The organism is Moorena sp. SIO1G6 (assembly GCF_010672795.1).
Classification (GTDB): domain Bacteria; phylum Cyanobacteriota; class Cyanobacteriia; order Cyanobacteriales; family Coleofasciculaceae; genus Moorena; species Moorena producens.
On sequence record NZ_JAAHFZ010000026.1, the window covers coordinates 61,390 to 80,997 of the forward strand.

Annotated in this window: 9 protein-coding genes; 1 reads left to right on the forward strand and 8 read right to left on the reverse strand. The window is 46.5% G+C overall.

The window, feature by feature from the left end:
- Positions 1 to 162: 162 nt before the first annotated feature.
- From F6K63_RS22560 to lepA, 8 genes are all read right to left on the reverse strand, one after another.
- Entirely contained in the window at positions 163 to 2,757 is a 2,595-nt protein-coding gene (locus tag F6K63_RS22560; protein ID WP_008178726.1) for a glycosyltransferase family 2 protein, read from the reverse strand.
- 169 nt (positions 2,758 to 2,926) lie between these two features.
- Positions 2,927 to 5,539, reverse strand: a complete 2,613-nt coding sequence (locus F6K63_RS22565; RefSeq protein WP_008178723.1) for a cellulose biosynthesis cyclic di-GMP-binding regulatory protein BcsB — start codon at positions 5,537 to 5,539, stop codon at positions 2,927 to 2,929.
- A 189-nt stretch (positions 5,540 to 5,728) separates the two neighbouring features.
- Positions 5,729 to 7,033 (reverse strand): family 8 glycosyl hydrolase, encoded by a 1,305-nt coding sequence (locus tag F6K63_RS22570; protein WP_202799141.1) that lies wholly within the window; start codon positions 7,031 to 7,033, stop codon positions 5,729 to 5,731.
- A gap of 364 nt (positions 7,034 to 7,397) precedes the next feature.
- Positions 7,398 to 9,830, reverse strand: a complete 2,433-nt coding sequence (locus F6K63_RS22575) for a tetratricopeptide repeat protein (protein ID WP_287313166.1) — start codon at positions 9,828 to 9,830, stop codon at positions 7,398 to 7,400.
- Positions 9,827 to 13,564, reverse strand: coding sequence for a hypothetical protein (locus tag F6K63_RS22580; protein WP_287313167.1), 3,738 nt, complete (start codon positions 13,562 to 13,564; stop codon positions 9,827 to 9,829). Before F6K63_RS22580 ends, F6K63_RS22575 begins: the two co-directional genes overlap by 4 nt.
- A gap of 948 nt (positions 13,565 to 14,512) precedes the next feature.
- Positions 14,513 to 15,904 (reverse strand): UDP-glucose dehydrogenase family protein, encoded by a 1,392-nt coding sequence (locus F6K63_RS22585; protein WP_008178714.1) that lies wholly within the window; start codon positions 15,902 to 15,904, stop codon positions 14,513 to 14,515.
- Positions 15,905 to 16,030: 126 nt separating this feature from the next.
- Complete coding sequence (locus tag F6K63_RS22590) at positions 16,031 to 16,966, reverse strand: UDP-glucuronic acid decarboxylase family protein (protein WP_071104268.1); 936 nt, start codon at positions 16,964 to 16,966, stop codon at positions 16,031 to 16,033.
- 276 nt (positions 16,967 to 17,242) lie between these two features.
- On the reverse strand, positions 17,243 to 19,054 hold the full coding sequence (lepA, locus tag F6K63_RS22595) for a translation elongation factor 4 (RefSeq protein ID WP_071104269.1): 1,812 nt from the start codon (positions 19,052 to 19,054) through the stop codon (positions 17,243 to 17,245).
- Between the two features lie 175 nt (positions 19,055 to 19,229).
- Here lepA and F6K63_RS22600 point away from each other — a divergent pair, with 175 nt between their 5' ends.
- Complete coding sequence (locus F6K63_RS22600) at positions 19,230 to 19,514, forward strand: hypothetical protein (RefSeq protein WP_229415288.1); 285 nt, start codon at positions 19,230 to 19,232, stop codon at positions 19,512 to 19,514.
- The last annotated feature ends 94 nt before the right edge of the window (positions 19,515 to 19,608 follow it).

A 19,608-nucleotide genomic window follows, 5' to 3' on the forward strand; every position in this document is an offset into this window, starting at 1 on the left:
CGTGCGCGTTCAACCCGATTAAACCTTCAACCTTGGCCAATAGGCCACGCGTGCGCGTTCAACCCGATTAAACCTTCAACCTTGGCCAATAGGCCACGCGTGCGCGTTCAACCCGATTAAACCTTCAACCTGATTAAACCTTCAACCTGATTAAACCTTCAACTACAGTACTTTCAAAAGCTGTTTAATTTTGGTCTCCTGTTTCTGCTTTAATTGGTCTGGGAACTTCAACTCAATGGCAACTTGATCGGATAAATCTTCGACATCCACAATTTGAGCCAACAATCGCTGTGGTAACTGGTTAGTCGATTCCTGACTCAATAGCAAGCCAACGAAGGGTTGGTCTTGCTCCATTCTTCGTAAATCTTCTGGTGTGAGCAATGGACTAGTTTGCTCCGTGGTATCAGAATAGGCAGTGCTGCGTTCTAATTCAACCCGTAAACTCATCACTCCCATTTCAGTTGCCCTACCACTGTAAAACTTACCTTCCCAATAAAGCTGAACAGTAGCCCTAATCTGTTTACGCACCTTAGTACTAGTTTGGGTATTCAACTCTCGGAAGGCACGGAACACACCAGTGGCTAAGAAACCTAAGGAGCCCATGGGTCGGTCTAAGGTCGCACGCTTCTGGGAATACCACTCCCTGACATCGGAATAAATTACTAGGACTAAATCATCTAGCTGAGCTTGAGTGAGGTTGATCAAATTAATCGCAAGGTGAACTTGATGGTCACTAATCGGTGTCTTGCGGATAATTTCTCCAGCAACAAAGGCTCGTCTGCCGTAATCTCCCACAATTTCAAGGTCTACTTGATCAGGTAGGTTGGGCCAGCTATCTAAGGCAATTAAAACTCCGCTTTCTGAGATATTAACCGTTTCCCCTGGCCAACTCTGGTCAGTGGTGTGAATTGTCACCGGAAGGCGTCGTAGCAGGCGGTGTTTGGGGCGTTGTTGGGGTTGTTCAAAGGCAACCAACAAACCTGCTGTCAGCAGAATCAAGTTAAAGACGCACCACATGGCGTTAACCAAGACCGCTTCTGCATCTTCTGGACGGAGCAGCAGCCAAAAGGGAACAGCTAGTAAGGCAGCAATCACTATAGCTGTTACTACCAAAAGACCCTGTACTGACTGCCAATCAAAACTCCGCTGACTAACCGATACCCCCTTGTCAGTTACATTAAATGAACCGAGCTTGGGGTTAATCACCGCCATCAGAGTGACATACCCCGTCTGGAATGACATCACAAATTCAAACACCTCGTTCCAGAAGGAAAAGCGAACTTCTTTGTAGGTGATATAGTTAGCATTGAGGCTAATCAGTAGATGGGGCAGGGCATAAAATAAGGTTTCTAGCCCCAAACCCTGAATGGGATTGATGCCAAACAATAGGAATAGAGTGGGAGTGACAGCGTAAATCAGCCGGGGAAAGCCATAGAAGAAGTGGGAGGTGGCTGAAAAATAACAAATCCGCTGGCCTAAGGTGAGATGTTTTGCCTTCCAGTTCAACAAGGGGAATTCTAGCCGTAGAATCTGAGCCATTCCCCTTGCCCAACGCACTTGCTGACCCACATAGGAGGCAAAGGTTTCAGGGGCTAAGCCAGCAACCATAATCTGGTCATAGTACACTGACTCATAACCTAAGGAATGGAGTCGGAAGGCCGTGTGACAATCTTCTGTAACGGTTTCAACGGCAATTCCCCCAATCTCCAGCGCATGGTTTTTGCGAATTACCGCTGCTGAGCCACAGAAAAAGGAAGCATTCCAGAAGTCATTGCCCTTTTGCAGTACTTTATAAAAGAGTTCATTCATCACTGGAATCTCACCCTTAGTCTGGAGATTTCGCTCAAAGGGGTCGGGGTTAAAGAACCAGTGGGGCGTTTGCACAAAGGATACGTTTGGGTTGTAGAAAAACCCGACTGTGCGCATCAGCAATTTTCGCACTGGAATGTGATCGCAGTCCAGAATCAATACCAGATCGCCCTTGGTAGTATTAAACGCTGTGTTGATATTACCTGCCTTGGCATGATCATTGTTAGGTCTAGTCAGCAATTTACAGCCGATTTCTTCGCACATCTGCTTCAACTTTTTGCGACGCTCTGGATACTTTCTGCCATCATCTAAGACATAGACTTGTTTTTTATCCTCCGGATAGTCCATAGCCAGAGCGGCTACTGCTGTATTGCGGACAATTTCCACAGGCTCGTTGTAGGTTGGAATGTAGATATCAACCTTGAACCATTGGTCTTGAGGATAGTTAGCCAGATCAACGGTTTCTCGGTCTTTGATTTTGAGAGTTTGAAAATAAGCTAGCAATAGGGTTAGAATTGCATACAATTCCGCCCCCAACAACAGCACACAGAAAAACCCGTTGATCCAAGTATCAAAATTTAGGGTATAGGCAAAGCGATAGTATAGGTAGCGCATGGTGGTCACCAGGCTCAGCCATACTAAAAACAGATGAAAATACTCACTGACTGTTTTATCAGATTGTTTGGCTTCAGTGCGCACTACCACTTGACCAACCAATATTAGTGCGATCGCTACAATCCCCTGCTGCCTGACTGTTAGGGGTGTAGTAATCAGGGGTATGGATAGCAACACCAGCAGCAAAATCAGCCACGACAAGTGATTCGACCCTAGCCGTGCTAGGACTCGGTCAAAAAACCGAGGTAGGCGATCAACGAGTAATGTAATTACAGGGGATCGACGAGGGCGATTTTGCCTATTTCTCGATTGTTTGAATAAGGAAAAAGACATAGCAATTTATAGCATTTTGATTTGAGATGTGAAACTAATATTGATGTAAGTATTCAGCCGTCAGCTATCAGCTGATAGCTGACAGTGGAATTTTGATTTAATCCTATTTAATAGACAAACAATCCTAAAGACTAATTAAAACTAAAGAATAATCACTAATCACTAATTCCTAATGACTTTTTTGATCTGTCACACGCTTGAGGTACAACTGGCTAATGCCATAAAGTAGGAAGGTTACCCCCAGAATACCTAAAGCTAGGAACCACCAGTTTCGTTGGAGGAAGAACGATGCTTTACTGAGGGCGGAGGTTTTTTCAATGCGCTTCTTAGAACCGGCTAGTTCAAAGAACTCTAGCTTATAGGCATCGGGGTCATAACCAGCAGGGTCTTGTTGATAACTACTAACTAAAACCGTATCCTTCTGCAACTGGTAGAACCAAGAATCTTTAGTGAGAATCTGCCGCACGCGGTCTAAGCCATTTTCCGTTTGACCACTCAAAGCCAAAAGTACCCGCTGATTGTTATAGGGAGACATGATTTGTTTAATTACCCCTTCACTATCCGGTAGAGTCTGGACACTAGCTTCACCCCACTGACGTCCTAGAGCATTACTCAAACGCAAACCACTTGACTCAAATACCTCTGGAAAGGGAAATTCCTCCCTGGTGCCAATTCCAACTAGATTTCGCTTCCTCTTGATCTGATCAGGCAATTGTTCAATGGTGTAAACATCCATTTGTACTGAATCTGCCTTACTTAGACGTCCTAAACGCTCACTGATAGCCATGAGGGTGAGCAGATCGTTATCAGATGGCGTCTCTGACAACACGATCGCTGTATTAGACAAATCTTGAGGAGCTGCAAATGGGTAACCTACTTGCAACAGTTCTAGATTAGGTAGTTGAACTGAGGGCTCCCGATTAACTTTGAAGCTGGTCTCAGCATGAACCGTACCCGTTAGTTGTTGATCGGTGATTTTACCACACTCCTCTGGTTCCCTGGGGTTCAGCCGGAAAGCAACTTTGATTTTAGAGGTGGGTTTAATCAGATTGGCAGGAAGATCCACTTTCAGGGTTTCTCGCTGTGAGCCATCCCTCTTGGTCAAGCGTTTACCACCAATTAGTACATCATCTAGTAAGACTTCTACAGCAGAGGTGCGAGGATTGACCTGGGGACCATAGCTGTAAACTAAATTCATGGAACTGCCCCGTTTAAAGCGATCATCCGGTAAGGCCCGAAAATCAAACTCTACCGGTGGTGCTGAAGTGCCTCGCACTGTGACGTCCTTAAAGGGTTTACCATTGGGCTGAGTAGCGATGTCTTCTAGAGTAAAGGAATTTTCTTCTGGCAAATAACCAGGCCAATTTCTGGAGGATGGTATTGGTACATCCGGAACCTGATCCACGAAAATTAATTGACCTGTGCCAAGTTTACTGGTATCTGGCTGTACTAAAAACTGGGCAGCCTTTTTCACGCCATCTGAACCATTGCCAGTCACCACCAAGACCGGGTTACTGCCATCATTGACGGTGGTAAGTGCCAGCACACCGACATCATCGGGTAAGGGAATCTGAGTCCCATCTAAAATTTGATTCCCGGAGAAGGTAAAGGGCAGTTCTAAAGACTTCAAAACCGGTTGATTTCCAGGAGTCCCCATCACAACTAAACTATCGCCCCACTCTAATTCGTCGATAGTCTCTACCAAACGGGTGGTAATGGGACGGAAGTCAGCCAACCTGCCTAGGGAAGCCTGTAAACGAGGCGCAGCAGTCAACCAAGATTCTAAGGACTCCACGGATCGGGTCTGGACATTCCCCTGCGGCAGCATATAAGCAATGGGATTGGCATCTAAGCTGAGTTGATCAAAGAAAGGATAAGGATAGCGACTGAAGTTTAGGGGAATAGGTTCAACTTGGTATTGGAAGATTAATTTTGAATCCGGCAAAACCTCAGTCCACAACGTGGCATCCCCTCCATCCGTACAACCCTTGGTGTTGTGTTGCTGGGCTACTAGGGAAAGTTCATTGTAGTCCTGGATCAGGGTCGTTGGGATAGCAAACATGACGTTAGCCACCTGAGACTGCTTGCGGTTGAGAGGGACACTTGCCACACTGGTGCCATTAATCCGCAAGGTCAGGTTAGAGCGATTTGCCATCAGGGCTGGTGAATGCTGGAAGCGGATTAAGGCTTTGGCGGTTTTTATCTTCCAACCCCGAGGACGGGTAAAGCCCAGTCTTGCTTCCGAATAAACCCCCCGCATACGGAGGCGATTGCCTACAATCGGAGAGCGATTAAATTGCAAGATGTACTCACTTAATGGGATATTCGGGGTAGAAGAAATCGGATTTGGAGTAGATTGGGGCTGTGAACGAGGTTGGGGCTGGGAGGGGGATTGGGTCCGCCGTGGCTGAGGTCGGGCAGCTGGCCGAGGTCGGGCGGGAGCAACCCTTGCTGGGGCACGATTAGAGCGTCTTTGTCGTGGCGCTGCCGGAGCAGCTTTTGGTCTAGGTCGGGCAGCTGGCCGAGGACGAGGACGAGGTCTAGGTTTGTAGACTGGAGCCTTAGTGGGAGTTTTGGGTAAGGTGTACTTCTGGATGAACTGGTCTTCCTGTTTTCTGAGGTTACCGTCCCCTTGAGCTCTAGTTAGGGTAGTACCGATGCCCAGGGTTAAGACCATGCTTGTACATAGCAGCAATAAGGATAATCTAGGACCATAGAGAGCACGTCGTTGATGATTAGTCGTAGGATCTTGGGCTTGGGAGCGGCGAAACAAGAATTTCATAATTGTAACTATAGAGAATACTAGGAGAATAGTAAGATCACCCTTAATTTATAAAGAAAAGTTGTATGGCTTAGGCTTAACTTTAACGATTGAGACCATTTTTGTCACCTGTATCACCTGATTGATCGGTATAGATTGATCGGTATATTTATCGGTATAGTTATTGGTATGTTTAAACTATTCCCCTCCCTAACTGGGATTTAACAGGTTGCGGTCGATGGCTGTGGTAGGCAATAACCCTAACCAAGCTAAGTTTTGGGTATAGTAGGCCGATTGATCATCCCAAATCCCTTCCTGATATTGTGGTATTAGTTTCTGCTCTATCAATTCTCTAGCCATGGCTGGTTCAATTAAACGTAGGGCAGAATAAAGCATGGCATATTGGGAAGTGGCTTCGTAAGTCACCGTTGGTTTTCCCTGGATGTCAATCCTGGCGGGCAGCTTTGAAGAAGAACGCCACAGGGATTGCAAATGCTGCGTGGCAGTACCGAGATAGGAAAATGCTTCTGGGGTATTGAACCAAGCTGCATCCCAAGCAACTCTCCACCACACTCGGTAGGCATCAAAGCTATAAGAACTTTTGAGTGGACTGTCTGGTGGCAATGGCTGGAATTGACCAGTTTCGGTGTCAAAGGCTATCCAATCGCTGGGTAAGCCTACAGCAGAAACCTGGGAAGACTCTCTTAACACCTGGTAGCTACTATCCACCAAACTTAACCAGTCATGGTTGGGGTCAACTTGGGCAAAGAGACGAAAGGAGAAAGGAGCAAGATATGAGGGGTTGAGATATAGAATTGATGGAGAAGGCACAAAGGCTGCTACAGGTCCTGGCAAAAGATAGCGCTTTCCCCTTACCTCTTTGGTGGACAAGTTCCACAAATCTTCCAGCTTAATTAAGGCTAAGTCCAAGTATTCCGGACGATTCCAGCGGCGGTAAGCTAGGATTAATGCTGTTGCTGCATCAATATCGGCATCGCTGGCAAAATTTCTGTCAATCGCACCCCAGTTACCGCTTTGATCACGACCCCACTTCCACACCCAAAGTTGGTCTTCGAGAGTACCATTAGTTCCTGAGCGCTTGAGATTGTTTTGAGACCATTCTAAGGTCAGGGCAAAGGTGGTGGGGTCATTGGCAATTACCGCTCGCAGCATCCCATAGGCTTGCCCTTCAGAGGTTGAGCGATCGCTTGCTTCGTAGTCGATGACTCGCCCGTCTTTTTGAATAAATTTCTCTTTGTATACAGTCCAACTTTCTGCTATAATACCGCTTTCGTCTATAGGTAAAGCAGTCTGGGGAGCCTCTGGTTCAGGATACTCACGGTATACTGAAGGCGTTTTGCTTGGTGATGACTGGGGTGGTGAAGGGGTTGGAGATCGTCTTGACAATTGATGGGGAGCACAACCCCATAGACTCAACAACATAATGGTGAAAGTAACGATAGAAACGCTGAGGGTGCGACCCATAAATAAACCTTGACGGCTGTTGTATGACATCGTAAATTTGCGGCTCTTACATTTACTCCTCAAACATAGTTGGATACAAGCCTCTGGATTGATCCAACGTAGTCTTTTAAGGGAAGAAGTCTGAACCTAAGCCTAGCCTAAAAACATCAGAGTTCAGAATTATTCAATTCTGATATTGGCTTTAAATTTCTGGATTATTCATTTGTGATTATAAAACTGCCAATTTTTAAGTGTTAATTGCCATTTGGGATTTTCCCTTGTCATACCTTAATCCTTTATACTTCATCCTTCATCCTTGACACTTCATTCTTCATCCTTGACACTTCATCCTTTATACTTCATTTAGAATTTATTCTTTACACTTGACACTTCATCTAGACTTCATTTTTTATCCTTAATCAAAACGTTCCCAAGGCGGTTGGAAACCCCTGCGGAACAGAAATCCTTCTTGGATTTGCTGTCTCTGACGGGACAGGGTAGCAGTACTAGACCCTCGACTGAATTCCTCCAGTCGTAGCTGTTCCAACTGTTCTAGGGCTTTGACTTTAAAATCTTCTGTCTGATTTAGTCCAACTAAGGCACGACGTACCCCGAAATCCAGGGGTTTGATCGCAAGACCCCTATAATAGAGTTGCTTGGCGGAGTCAAAGCGTCGTTGTTGGAAACGAACACCACCTAAAGCAGCAATAATCTCAGTGTTACTGGGTTCTGCGGTCAAAATCACCTGATAGGCGCGTTCTGCTATGTCTAACTGATCAATCGCTTCTGCCAATCGCCCCTGCAACAAGTATGTCTGAACGGAGTAGGGAGCCCGATTGACTAATTCAATCACCTGAGCTCTAGCTAATTCTGGACTACGCTGAGCAATAACCTGAATTAAACGGCGGTTTACTGGTATGTTGTCTGGTTCAGATTGCAGCAGCGAAATGTATAGGGGTTCCCGTGTGGGATTGGCAGGTAGAGCACCGACTAGAGCAAAGAGTTCTTGGGGCGGAAGCACATTGGGTTGTGTCTGCAACCAATAGTAGACAAATGCCTCAGCTTGGGATTCTGGAATCAGATTCGCTTGATAGGCAATTGTAGCTCGTGCTAGCTGTAGGTTAACATCACTAGGATTGAGCGCCACTAGTTGGTCATAAACTGCCACAGCTTCCCCTGGTCTATCCTGTAGCAGAAGTATAGATGACAATCCTTGCAATGCTCCATTGAGAATATCCCGTTGTGGGTTGCTGGCAATCAAGGCTTGGTAACGCTGGCGGCTAGCAATCCAGTTACCCTCAAGACGTTCAATATCTGCCGCTAGCAACTGTACTACCAGATCGTTAGCTCCCTGGGGTGTGGCGGTATATGTAGCCAACGCATTTCTAGCTGAGATCAAGTCATTGGCTTCAATGTAAAGTTGAGCGATCCGAAAGTACAAAAAGGGCGCGTTAACCCCAGATGCCAGGATATTTTGGTAAATAGATAGAAATTCTGGCCCCGGCGGCTCGATCGGGATCAAGGCGTCTGCCACCGCTTGCAATTCGCTGGGTTCAGTAGGTAGGGGAATCAGTATGGTCGCTAGACGGTTGCTCAATTGAGCTTGAGAAATTAACCCGGTCTGACTTTCCAGACCCACGATCTTAATCATCAGACTACGGTTATCAGGCTCGAAGGCAAGCTGTTGTTGGTAAAGCTGCAATGCGGTTGCCCGTTCGCTGGGTATGCCTGTGAACACATCAGCTATCTCCCGAATTAAGTTAGGGTCATTAGGATTCTCTGCCAGTGCCTGGCGGTAGAGCATAGAGACTTGGGGTTCCAGGGCTGGATCTTGATTTTTATTGCGAATTTCATTTAGCGATCGCGCTAAGGGCAATGTGGCTTGGGGGATACCTTGTAAAGGCTCTAATACGGCCAATGCTTCAGAGATCTGTCCATTTTCGGCATAGGCTTGGGAGAGGGCGGCTCTGGTTTGGATGCCTAGGTCGTCGAGTTGATCGATGAGGGCGAACCCCACTAACTCGTTTTCCAGAACCTGCACCGCCTGAGCCGCATTGCCGGTTTGCCTTAAGGATTGGGCATAAGCCAGGACAGCATAGCCACTAATCACATTCCCCGTAGCGAGGTATTGGTTAAAGAGTTCCAGACCCCTTTGAGGGTTACCGTTGTAGGTGTAAACTTCTGCTGCCCCTATTAGCACATCTGGACTAGGGTCAGTTTGCAGCACAATTTCATAGTCTGCGATCGCCTCACCAAATCGCTGCTGATAACCATACAGCAGAGCTCGCCTGCCACGAGCTTCTGTATCATTGGGATTGATATCGAGCAAGACCGTAAGGGCTTCAATTCCCTGAGTCTGCCATTCTTGTTTATATGTCCCTAGCAGACCTACTGCACTTAGGGCTAACTCATTGGTGGGGTCTTGAGCGAGCACCTGTTGATAGGCATCCCAAGCTTGGTCAATCAATCCCTGTCGGCGGTAGGCGATGGCTAGGCCAATCTTCGCATCAATGGATTGGGGATAACGCTGGACAGCTTGCTCAAACTCTTTAATTGCCTCTTCCACTCGTCCTTCCCTGAGCAGATTAAAGGCTCTGATAATCGGCACCGGAATAGTTTGGGCTTGAGCTGCCTCAAGGCAAAAGGCAAGAGGGAAAAGGGAAACAGTTAAGGGTAAGAGGTAAACGGTCAAGGGTAAGAGGTAAATGGGTAAAGAATTTACCACACGGCGACACTGATGGCAATGTGAATCCAGTCCCTTTGCCTTTTGCCTCTGACCTGAGGATTCTCCGCTCTTTATGGGGGGTAAGCCTTTTCCCTTGTTCCTTTTGCCTTCCTCTAGAATCATGGAGTAAACCTACCTCTAGGAGTTACATCAAAATCGGTTTTCAATCGAAATCCGGCAAACGTTTCCTTGAAACTATTGCGTTGCTGAAGGCTAAAACCAAGCCGCACATTCGGTAAAAATTGGAAATCGTAGTATAGCTCTAACACATCTGGTACATCATCCCCATTTTCCTGGCGCAATTCCTCATTGGACAGATCCCGACCATAGGCTAACCCTACCCGGTCATTCTTAGAAAATAAATCCAAGAAGGTGATTCCGAAACTGTAGGTGTTTCCCTCTTCATCCAAATCCCGGTTGCGGTAAATCCCATAGCGACCAAATATGCCCATATTCAGTTCAGGAATAAACACTTCGCCATTGACACCAAATGCTTCTTCATCATCATTCTTGTTGATGCCAAAGTCATCCCTTCCCCGTTCGATGGAGAAAATTTCCCGGAAGCCACTATTGGCACCACCATCCCTGCCTGAGGCATAGGTTCCTCGCACGATCACATTATCGTAGCGCAGACCAATTTCTCCTGCCAAGCCATTGAGGTCAAATCGCTCCAGACTCTCAGCTGATGAAAACAGAGCAACTTTGCCTTCTATATTGTCTGTCACTGCCCAGTTAACCAATAAACCTGGACGAGATGCGATCGCAGTAGCACTCAAGGCTGGATTAGTTTGAAAAACTGGATTAAAGAAATGGCTTACCCCATCCTTGGCAAAACTATTCCGATCAAAGTAGGACGTTAAATCCAACTGACCGACGGAAAACCGCAGAGTGGGTAAGGTGCTAGCAGGAGCAGCCGTAAAGAACAACTGATTGATAGTTGCCCCTTCGTTAGGTGAGTCTACCAATTGGTCATTTTCGCTAGTCAGATCTAGGGTAGCTCCAAACAGGAATTGGGGCGTTAGCACATAGTTTCCGTCCAAGCGAGCTCTGGCTACTGAATTTTCCCCTTGAGTCACGAAGCTGCCCTGGAAACGCAAGGATGCTGGGGTTAGAGCGGTGCTAGGCAGCAACGGGCGACCGGTGGATTGGGCGGTTGAATTGCCTGGCGGAGAAGTTGGACGATTTAGGTTTGAGTTGGGAGCCGGTGGCCAGGGTTGTAGTGCTGGTTGGAAGAAGGGTACTTGACCAAAGCCAGGGGTGTTGGGATTTGGCACCACTGGGATCGGAGTGACTTGCCCTGGTAGCGGTGGTTGGGGTGTGGCTGGAAAAGGAGACTGGCCAAAGCCAGGGGTGTTGGGATTTGGCACCACTGGGATGGGCATGACTTGCCCTGGTACCTGACCTGGGGGGGTAGTTGGGAAAGGAGACTGGCTCAAGCCAGGGATGTTGGGATTTGGCACCACTGGTACTGCCATGATTTGCCCTGGTACCTGCCCTGGAATGGTATTTAAGTAAGGTAGCTGACCTAAGCCCAAGCCATAACTAGTGCCCCCCATGGGAATGGGATTAATCGGGACTACTGGCCGGGGGGCTGGGGAACTTCTCAGATAGGGCAGCTGACCTAAACCCGAATTGTAAGGACTACCCCTCATGGGCATGGGATTTACTGGGGCTGGCAGAGGAGCGGGCATGGGTCTCGGGTAGGGCAACTGACCGAAGCCAGGGTTATAGGTAGTACCCCCCATCGGAATGGGATTGACTGGGGCTGGCAGGGGAGCCGGTGTAGTTCTCAAATAAGGTAGCTGACCTAACCCAGGGTTATAGCTAGGGTTATAGCTAGGGTTATAGCTAGGGTTATAGCTAGGGTTATAGCTAGGGCTATAACTATTTATTCCCTGGGGGGTAGACATGCCGAACCCTGCCGTTGGCATCAATAGTAAAGTTTGTGGTACGTAGGGCAATTGACCAGGATTACCATTACTCGTACCCAACGGCATCGACCCAGTTACTCCTGGCATCATCGGCATCAATAGTACCGTTTGTGGCACGTAAGGGAAATAGCCCCAATTCGGGTTAGGAGTATTGCTTCCCAACGGCATCGAGTTAGGAAGTGCTGGCAATGGCGCTGGTGTCTTGGTTTGTGGGAATACAGGCAGTTGTCCTACCGATTGGTTTTGGTAGTTATTCAGAAATAGGGGTTTCGCCGTTCCTTGCCCTAGCTGTTCCGGCAGGGTTGGTGGGGAAGGAGGCAGTTGCTTGAATTTTTTGGGAAGTTTACCAGCATTGGAGGGAATTGGCCCTGTTGGTACTGGCAAAGGTGCCGTTTTTGCTTGGGAGGTTGTCTGCTGGTTGGAGCTAGAGTTGGCACTATTTGGAACTAACTTCGGAATTAGGGATGGCAGCAGCTGATTACAGGCTGTGTTTGTTTGGCAGTTGCTCCACTTAGCTGGAACTACTCCTTCCAAATCCACACTCGAACTGCTGCCATAGGGCAACAGTTGGCTGAGCTTGAACTCCGTGAACTTTAAGTCTATTTGCTCTAGGTTTAGGGTCGATGATGACACTAGAGGCTTTTGAGGTGATGGCGTTAACGCTAACTTGTCTATTTTAGTGTCAGCTTTAGTGTCAGCTTTAGTGTTAGCAGATTTCTTCTGGGTGACTAGCTTAGAGTTAGCTGGTTTGCTCTGTTTTAGTTCCGACGACTCTGGGGCTGGTGAGCCTAGTTTCGAGGTAACCTCATGGTTAGGTCGATAAGAGACTTTAGTTTTATTGGGCACAGATGACTTGGCTAACCCATCCCTGTGTCCTGGTTTTAGATCCAGTTTCCCTGGTTTTTGAGGCTGTTGAGATAACTCAGGGATTCTCGAACCCACCTTTTTGCTAGTGGTGGTGTTTGGAGAAGCCAAGGCTTGGGCTTTTCCGAAGGCTGGGACTGCCCTAGCTCTAGACCTGGCATAGGGTGACCTGAACTTGGGTTTAGTTGATTGTCCTTGCTGGCGGTTACGTCTCGGCTGGGCTAGGGTAGTGCTGTTTTCTCTACCGTTACTGCTTTGTACAGCAGACTTTTTGCCTTTGGGCCGTGCTGGAATAACTTTGGCTATCTCCTCTGGCTGGGGCTTAGCTGTCGCCTGGATTGGAGCAGCTACGGTTTTTTTGGAGGCAGTTCTTGGGGTAGCTGAGCTTTGGGTTTTCAGCGGTGCAGAAACAGCTTTAGCTGTAGAGTCCCGTTTGGCTAATTGTTGCTGCTGCAACCGAGATAATGGTAAATCCCCTGGCCTGGTAGCGGCAGAACTGGGCTGAGCCGCCTTGGTTTTAAGCAGTGGAGGGATAGCCTTAGGGGTAGCCCTTGACTGGCGTGACCCTAACTTAGGCTTAGCTGCCCGTTTAGCTGGTTGTTCAGTCTGGGATTTAGAGTGCGGCAGCACAGATGAAGCCAGTTTTCTGGTGGAGTTGGTCCTTGGGACAGAAGACTTTTGGGTCTTAGTTGGCTCAGGGATTTTCTCCTGTTTACTTCCAAGCTTTCCTAGTGCTATAATTTTGGTTTGGGGGGCTTTTTCACTTTCCTCACTAACGGATTGACCTGAATCATTGCTCTGATTTGTCCGGAGCTGCTCTAAGAACTTAGTATGTTTAGATATAGCAGTTGCCTGAGCTGGTTCAATGGCACTCAAGGACAGCATCCAGACTACGGCGAATGACCCAGTACTAAGCAGTTGCATCCATAGAAGGACATTCTTAACTATCCATCTCAGACATTGACTAGTTGTTTGCTGGATTGTCTGGGTTTTTTGACTAATCAATCCTTTCTGTAAACCCTGTCGCCGCTCTAGGAAAGGGCTTGGTTTTGGGCGACTCATACTACCTCCACTCTCATTGATCTTGCCTGACCAGTTATGGTCAAAAATTTAGGACGCACCCAGTTTTAGAGGATTTTGGCTCATTTTTGTGGAAAAATGAACCAATATTAGCTCATATACCTCATATTTACCTGGACTGTTAGTGAATCTAAGCCAAAACTATCACCAAAATTACCATTACTAGAGTTTAGTGCTTAGCTCGATTTGTCGCCAACTAGATCACGCTTGGGTTACTGATCAGGTTTGCTGATAATCAATGGTTGCTGGCATCCATGAAGCCATTAAACCATCCACATATCTAATCCCCCCAATAGTTAACAACCAAATCAGTTCCCTGACCTGCCCTTTTGTGGTAGTGCCGATTTTTGGGTAGGACTTTAAGACTTGCCGTACACCTAGCCAATTTTAATGGGGATTACTGGTTAGTTAACTAAATTTAGATGCTTTATGCCCCGTCACCAAGGGTGCGGGGTGCTGACTGGGCTTTTGTTCTTGATCAACACCAACATTAGTCTTAACACAAAGTTGTTGCCAAATCCCAACAACTAAGATTTTTAGCTTTGGGGATGGGGTTTGGGTACTCAGCTAGTCTTCACCAAATAAATGAGGGGTTTGACCCCTCATTTATTCTAGTACAGGATTTCACTTATGGTAATTTACATATAAGTCAGGTAAACTTGCTATCACAAAAATTCTAAAGGTGCGCTTTCCGCATCTAATTATTAAATTCGCCACGGGTCGCACCTAAAAGATGCCGCTAATTTTGTGACCAAAGCGCTCCAGGAAAGTCCTGATCCCTGGAGCAGGAAGTAACAACACAACTTGATTTTCCCAAGTCAGAGGTTTGTCGGGAAGTTTTAAAGGTAAAGTTGTCAGATAGAGTTAATCAGCTGCTCTGACAACTTTAGGTTGACGATCAATCCTAGCTCTATGAGGAGGGGATATAGTTCAACAACCAATTCCCAAATACGAGAAACCAGCACGTTCTAGCTGGTTCCGATCTAGGCAGTTGCGACCATCAATGATCACCGGATGATTCATCAGCTCGGCCATCTTACCATAGTCGAGCTTCTGGAACTGATCCCAATCTGTAACTAACACTAAAGCATCACAGCTATCAGCCAACCGTTCTGGATCCGTTTCGACAATCACGTTAGATAGACCATGACGCATCCCAGTTTGGGAAATAATTGGGTCATAGGCTTTGACCTTGGCTCCGAGTCGGTTTAGTTCCTCCACCAGATTTAGAGCAGGAGCATCCCGCATATCATCAGTATTGGGCTTAAAGGTCAAACCCAACAGCCCCACTGTTTTACCTTTGAGGATTTTCAGCTCTTTCTGGAGTTTTTCAACCGCAAGTAGACGTTGGCGTTTGTTGACACTGACAGTGGCTGTCAGCAAATCCGCTTCATAACCGTAATCTTCAGCGGTATGGAGTAGTGCTAAGACATCTTTGGGGAAGCAAGAACCACCCCAGCCAATTCCTGCTTGTAAAAACTTGTTGCCAATCCGGGAATCTAAACCAATTCCTTGGGCAACTTGGGTAACATCAGCACCTACGCGATCGCAAATATTGGCAATTTCATTAATAAAGCTAATTTTAGTAGCCAAAAAGGCATTAGCCGCATATTTAATCATCTCAGCTGAGCTGAGATCTGTACCTAGCACTGGAACTGGGGGAAGGGATTTGTCTTCAGCAAACTGGCGTTCGACAATTGGTTGATACAGTTCCTTCATCATTGCGATCGCTTTTTCGCTATTGCCTCCTAGGACAATACGGTCTGGATTAAAGGTATCGTAAACTGCTGAACCTTCTCGGAGAAACTCTGGATTACTGACCACATCAAAATCCGCCGTAATGTCTTCTGCTGGTTCAGTTTCAGCTTGCCCTCCTGCAGTTACCAAAGATTTCTGGCGTTCAGCTACCCCATCTAGGACAATCATCCTTACCCAATCTCCAGAACCAATGGGTACCGTTGATTTGTTGACAATTACTTTGTAACCATCCTTGAGATGGGATCCAATCCCTCTGGCCACAGCTTCCACATAACGAGTGTCACTTTCTCCGGTAGGTAGGGGGGGAGTTCCCACTGCAATGAATAAAATTTCCCCATGGTCTACCCCAGCCGCCAAATCTGTGGTAAACTCAAGTCTACCTGCATTAGCTGACTCCTGCATTATTTCCGACAGTCCTGGTTCATAGATGGGCGACTGTCCAGATTTCATCAGCTTAACTTTTTCTTCGTTGTTGTCTACACAGATTACTTGATGACCGATATGGGCTAAGCAAGCGCCAGTTACTAAGCCCACATATCCTGTACCAATCACACAAACGCGCATGGACCTATACCTCAATTAATATAAACTTCAATGGTTAGTAAAGGTTAAGAAAGTCTCACGGTTGGAGCCACAGATAGTATTGGCACCCTGACCTGAGGTTGATTGATTTAATTAAATCTGATTGTTTTACTCTTGAGGAGTTAAACGTTTACGGAAATCGGATACTGTCAAATCTAACCCTTCTGACAAAGGAATAGTAGGTTCCCAACCTAGTAAGGTTTTAGCTTTACTAATGTCTGGTTGACGACGTCGGGGGTCATCCTGAGGTAGAGGCTTAAAGATAATTTCTGTATCAGGATTCACCATTTTCTGAATTGCCTGAGCGAGTTCTAATATAGTATATTCTCCAGGATTCCCGAGATTAATCGGTCCGGTATGGTCATTATTCATAAGTCGCATTAGTCCTTCTACTAAGTCGGAGACATAGCAGAAACTGCGAGTCTGTGAACCATCCCCATAAACCGTTAAGGGTTCCCCATTCAGAGCTTGCACCACAAAATTGCTAACGACTCGCCCATCGTTTTCCAGCATTCGAGGACCGTAGGTGTTAAAAATGCGGGCTACACGAATGTCTACACCATTCTGTCGATGGTAGTCAAATGCGAGGGTTTCTGCCACTCGCTTTCCTTCATCGTAACAACTGCGAATCCCAATGGGATTGACATTACCCCGATAATCTTCTGACTGGGGATGGACATCCGGATCCCCATATACCTCAGACGTGGAGGCTAATAAGAATCTCGCCTTCACCCGTTTGGCTAACCCTAACATGTATAGGGTACCCATGACATTGGTTTTGATAGTCTTGACGGGATTGTATTGGTAGTGAACTGGGGATGCTGGACAAGCGAGGTGGTATATTTGATCAACTTCTAACCGAATCGGTTCAGTGATGTCGTGGCGGAGCAACTCAAAGTATGGGTGTGCCAGCCATTTCAGGATATTCCGTTTGTGACCAGTGTAGAAGTTATCCAGACAAATAACTTCATGACCTTCTGCCATCAAACGATCAATTAGATGGGAGCCGATAAAACCAGCCCCACCAGTAACTAGTATTCTCATGCCACTGAACTTTTGTGATGTGAAATCAATCCTAAACTAACCTCTGAATTTAACAGTGTCCAGTTAGACAATTTTTACTTAATTTATGGCAAAAAGTCCGGATATATATCTCTCCATATAGTTTTTCACCTACCTTGAAAACCAATTCCGTAATTACCGAAGGTTATCATCGAATTATCTTGGCTAACCGGTTGAGAATTACGCTAGTTGGTAGTAAGCATTCCGAGATTAGTACTTGGCTTTCAGGTCTGGACTTTTAATGACTGAATCCCCCCTCTAGCCTTGGTCAAGACGCAATACTGCCATAAACGCTTCCTGAGGAACATCAACAGTCCCTACAGCTTTCATCCGCTTTTTACCTTTTGCCTGCTTTTGGAGAAGTTTTTTCTTCCGGGAAATGTCACCACCGTAGCATTTAGCCAATACATCTTTTCTCAAAGCCGGAATATGTTCACTAGCAATGACTCGACTACCAATAGCCGCTTGAAGAGGAATTTTAAATTGGTGCCGGGGAATGAGTTCCTTGAGTTTTTCCACTAAGGTACGACCCACATAGTAAGCTTTGTCTCGGTGAACAATTACTGCCAGGGAGTCCACAGGCTCCGCATTAATCAGTAGATCCAGCTTGACTAAGGGATTATCTCGGTAACCAATGAGGTGGTACTCCATACTGGCATAACCCCGAGAGCGAGACTTCATTTGATCAAAAAAGTCAGTAACCACTTCTGCTAGGGGTAATTCATAAATTAAAGTAGTCCGTCCTTGGGCAAGATAAGTCATATCCTTAAAATCCCCACGGCGGCTTTGACAGAGTTCCATCAGAGTCCCAACATAGGTTTCTGGAGTAATCATTTCTACCCGGACATAGGGTTCGGCAATTTTTTCCCGTTCTTGGGGGGATGGCAGAGTACTCGGATTATCAATTTCAAGGACTTCTCCCTGATTGGTGGTCACTTGATACACCACTGAAGGGGCGGTGGTGATTAGCTCCAAATCATATTCCCTTTCCAGGCGCTCTTGAACAATTTCCATGTGCAGCAAGCCTAAGAAACCACAGCGGAAGCCAAATCCCATCGCAGAGGAAGTTTCTGGTTCGTAGTTCAGGGCAGCATCATTGAGCTTGAGCTTATCTAATGCCTCCTTTAAATCCTTATACTGGTCAGCATCAGTGGGAAACAAGCCACAAAAAACCATTGGTTTGGCTTCAGTGTATCCCGGTAAAGGGTCAATAGCTGCTGCTTTTGCTAAAGTAATGGTGTCACCCACACGGGCATCGGCTACCGCCTTAATGGCAGCAGCTAGGTAACCAACTTCACCAGCGTGGAGTTCATCGACTTGGACTTGGTTAGGGGAAAGCACCCCTAGCTCATCAATTTCGTACTCCTTGCCAGATGCCATCAAGCGAATGCGATCGCCTTTTTTTAGAGTGCCATCGACCACTCTAAAATAAACGATTACGCCACGATAAGCATCATAGTAACTGTCAAAAATCAACGCCCTTAGGGGTTGATCTACAGTATCGATTGGAGGTGGAATTAGATGTACAATAGATTCCAGGATTTCTTGTATGCCGATACCTTCCTTGGCTGATGCTCGAATCGCTTGGCTACAATCAAGACCAATGACCTCTTCGATTTCGGTACTTACCCTTTCCGGTTCAGCTCCAGGCAAGTCTATTTTATTTAGAACGGGAATAATTTCTAGATCGTGTTCAAGGGCTAGGTAAACATTTGCTAGAGTTTGAGCCTCTACACCCTGGGATGCATCGACTACCAACAGTGCTCCTTCACAAGCCACTAGTGAGCGCGACACTTCATAGGAGAAATCCACATGACCGGGAGTGTCAATTAAATTGAGAACGTACTCGTGACCATCGCTAGCACTATAGTTCATCCGAGCCGCTTGCAGCTTAATCGTTATTCCCCGCTCCCGTTCCAAATCCATATTGTCCAGGAACTGTTCTTTCATCTGGCGGTCGCTTACGGTACCAGTAGCTTGCAGTAGGCGATCAGCTAAGGTCGATTTTCCATGATCAATGTGGGCGATAATCGAAAAATTGCGAATATGAGAGACAGGGGCATCAGTCATAAGCTATTGGTATAAACCCAGTCAATAACTGGTCTATTGAGTTCATGCTTTACTTAATGTATTTTAATGTTTTCCGTCAGAGGTAAGGGTACTATCCCTGGAATGGTTATAACTGAGCCAGGCTATTTGTCAGTTATCGTAAAGTTATATTAGTAGTGTTATTAGCCCATCGATTATGAATGATCATGCCTTACATCAAGAGGGTTTGCTTGAAAACCACCTTGACTCTACCAAAGCTACTAACGTAGATTTATCACGTTCAGCTGACAAAGAAGAAATTTCTATTCATTTGGATACGGAACTCTTGGATCAAATCAAACACTTGACTAATGATCCGAGTAAAGTAATAGAAACGGCAATTCGTCAATGGCTCAGGGGTGAAAGGGGAACAGATCAGGAATTAGCCCGTACCTTTGACCGAAATCCGCCCCTGCCCCCCCGAGGTGAGTGGAACGATTGATAGACAAGAGGTAAAGGCATCTACTTTGAGACGTTGCCATTGGCTCGTGCGTTAGGGTTGGGTGGTTGCATTTACGTGTTGAAACGGGAACTGA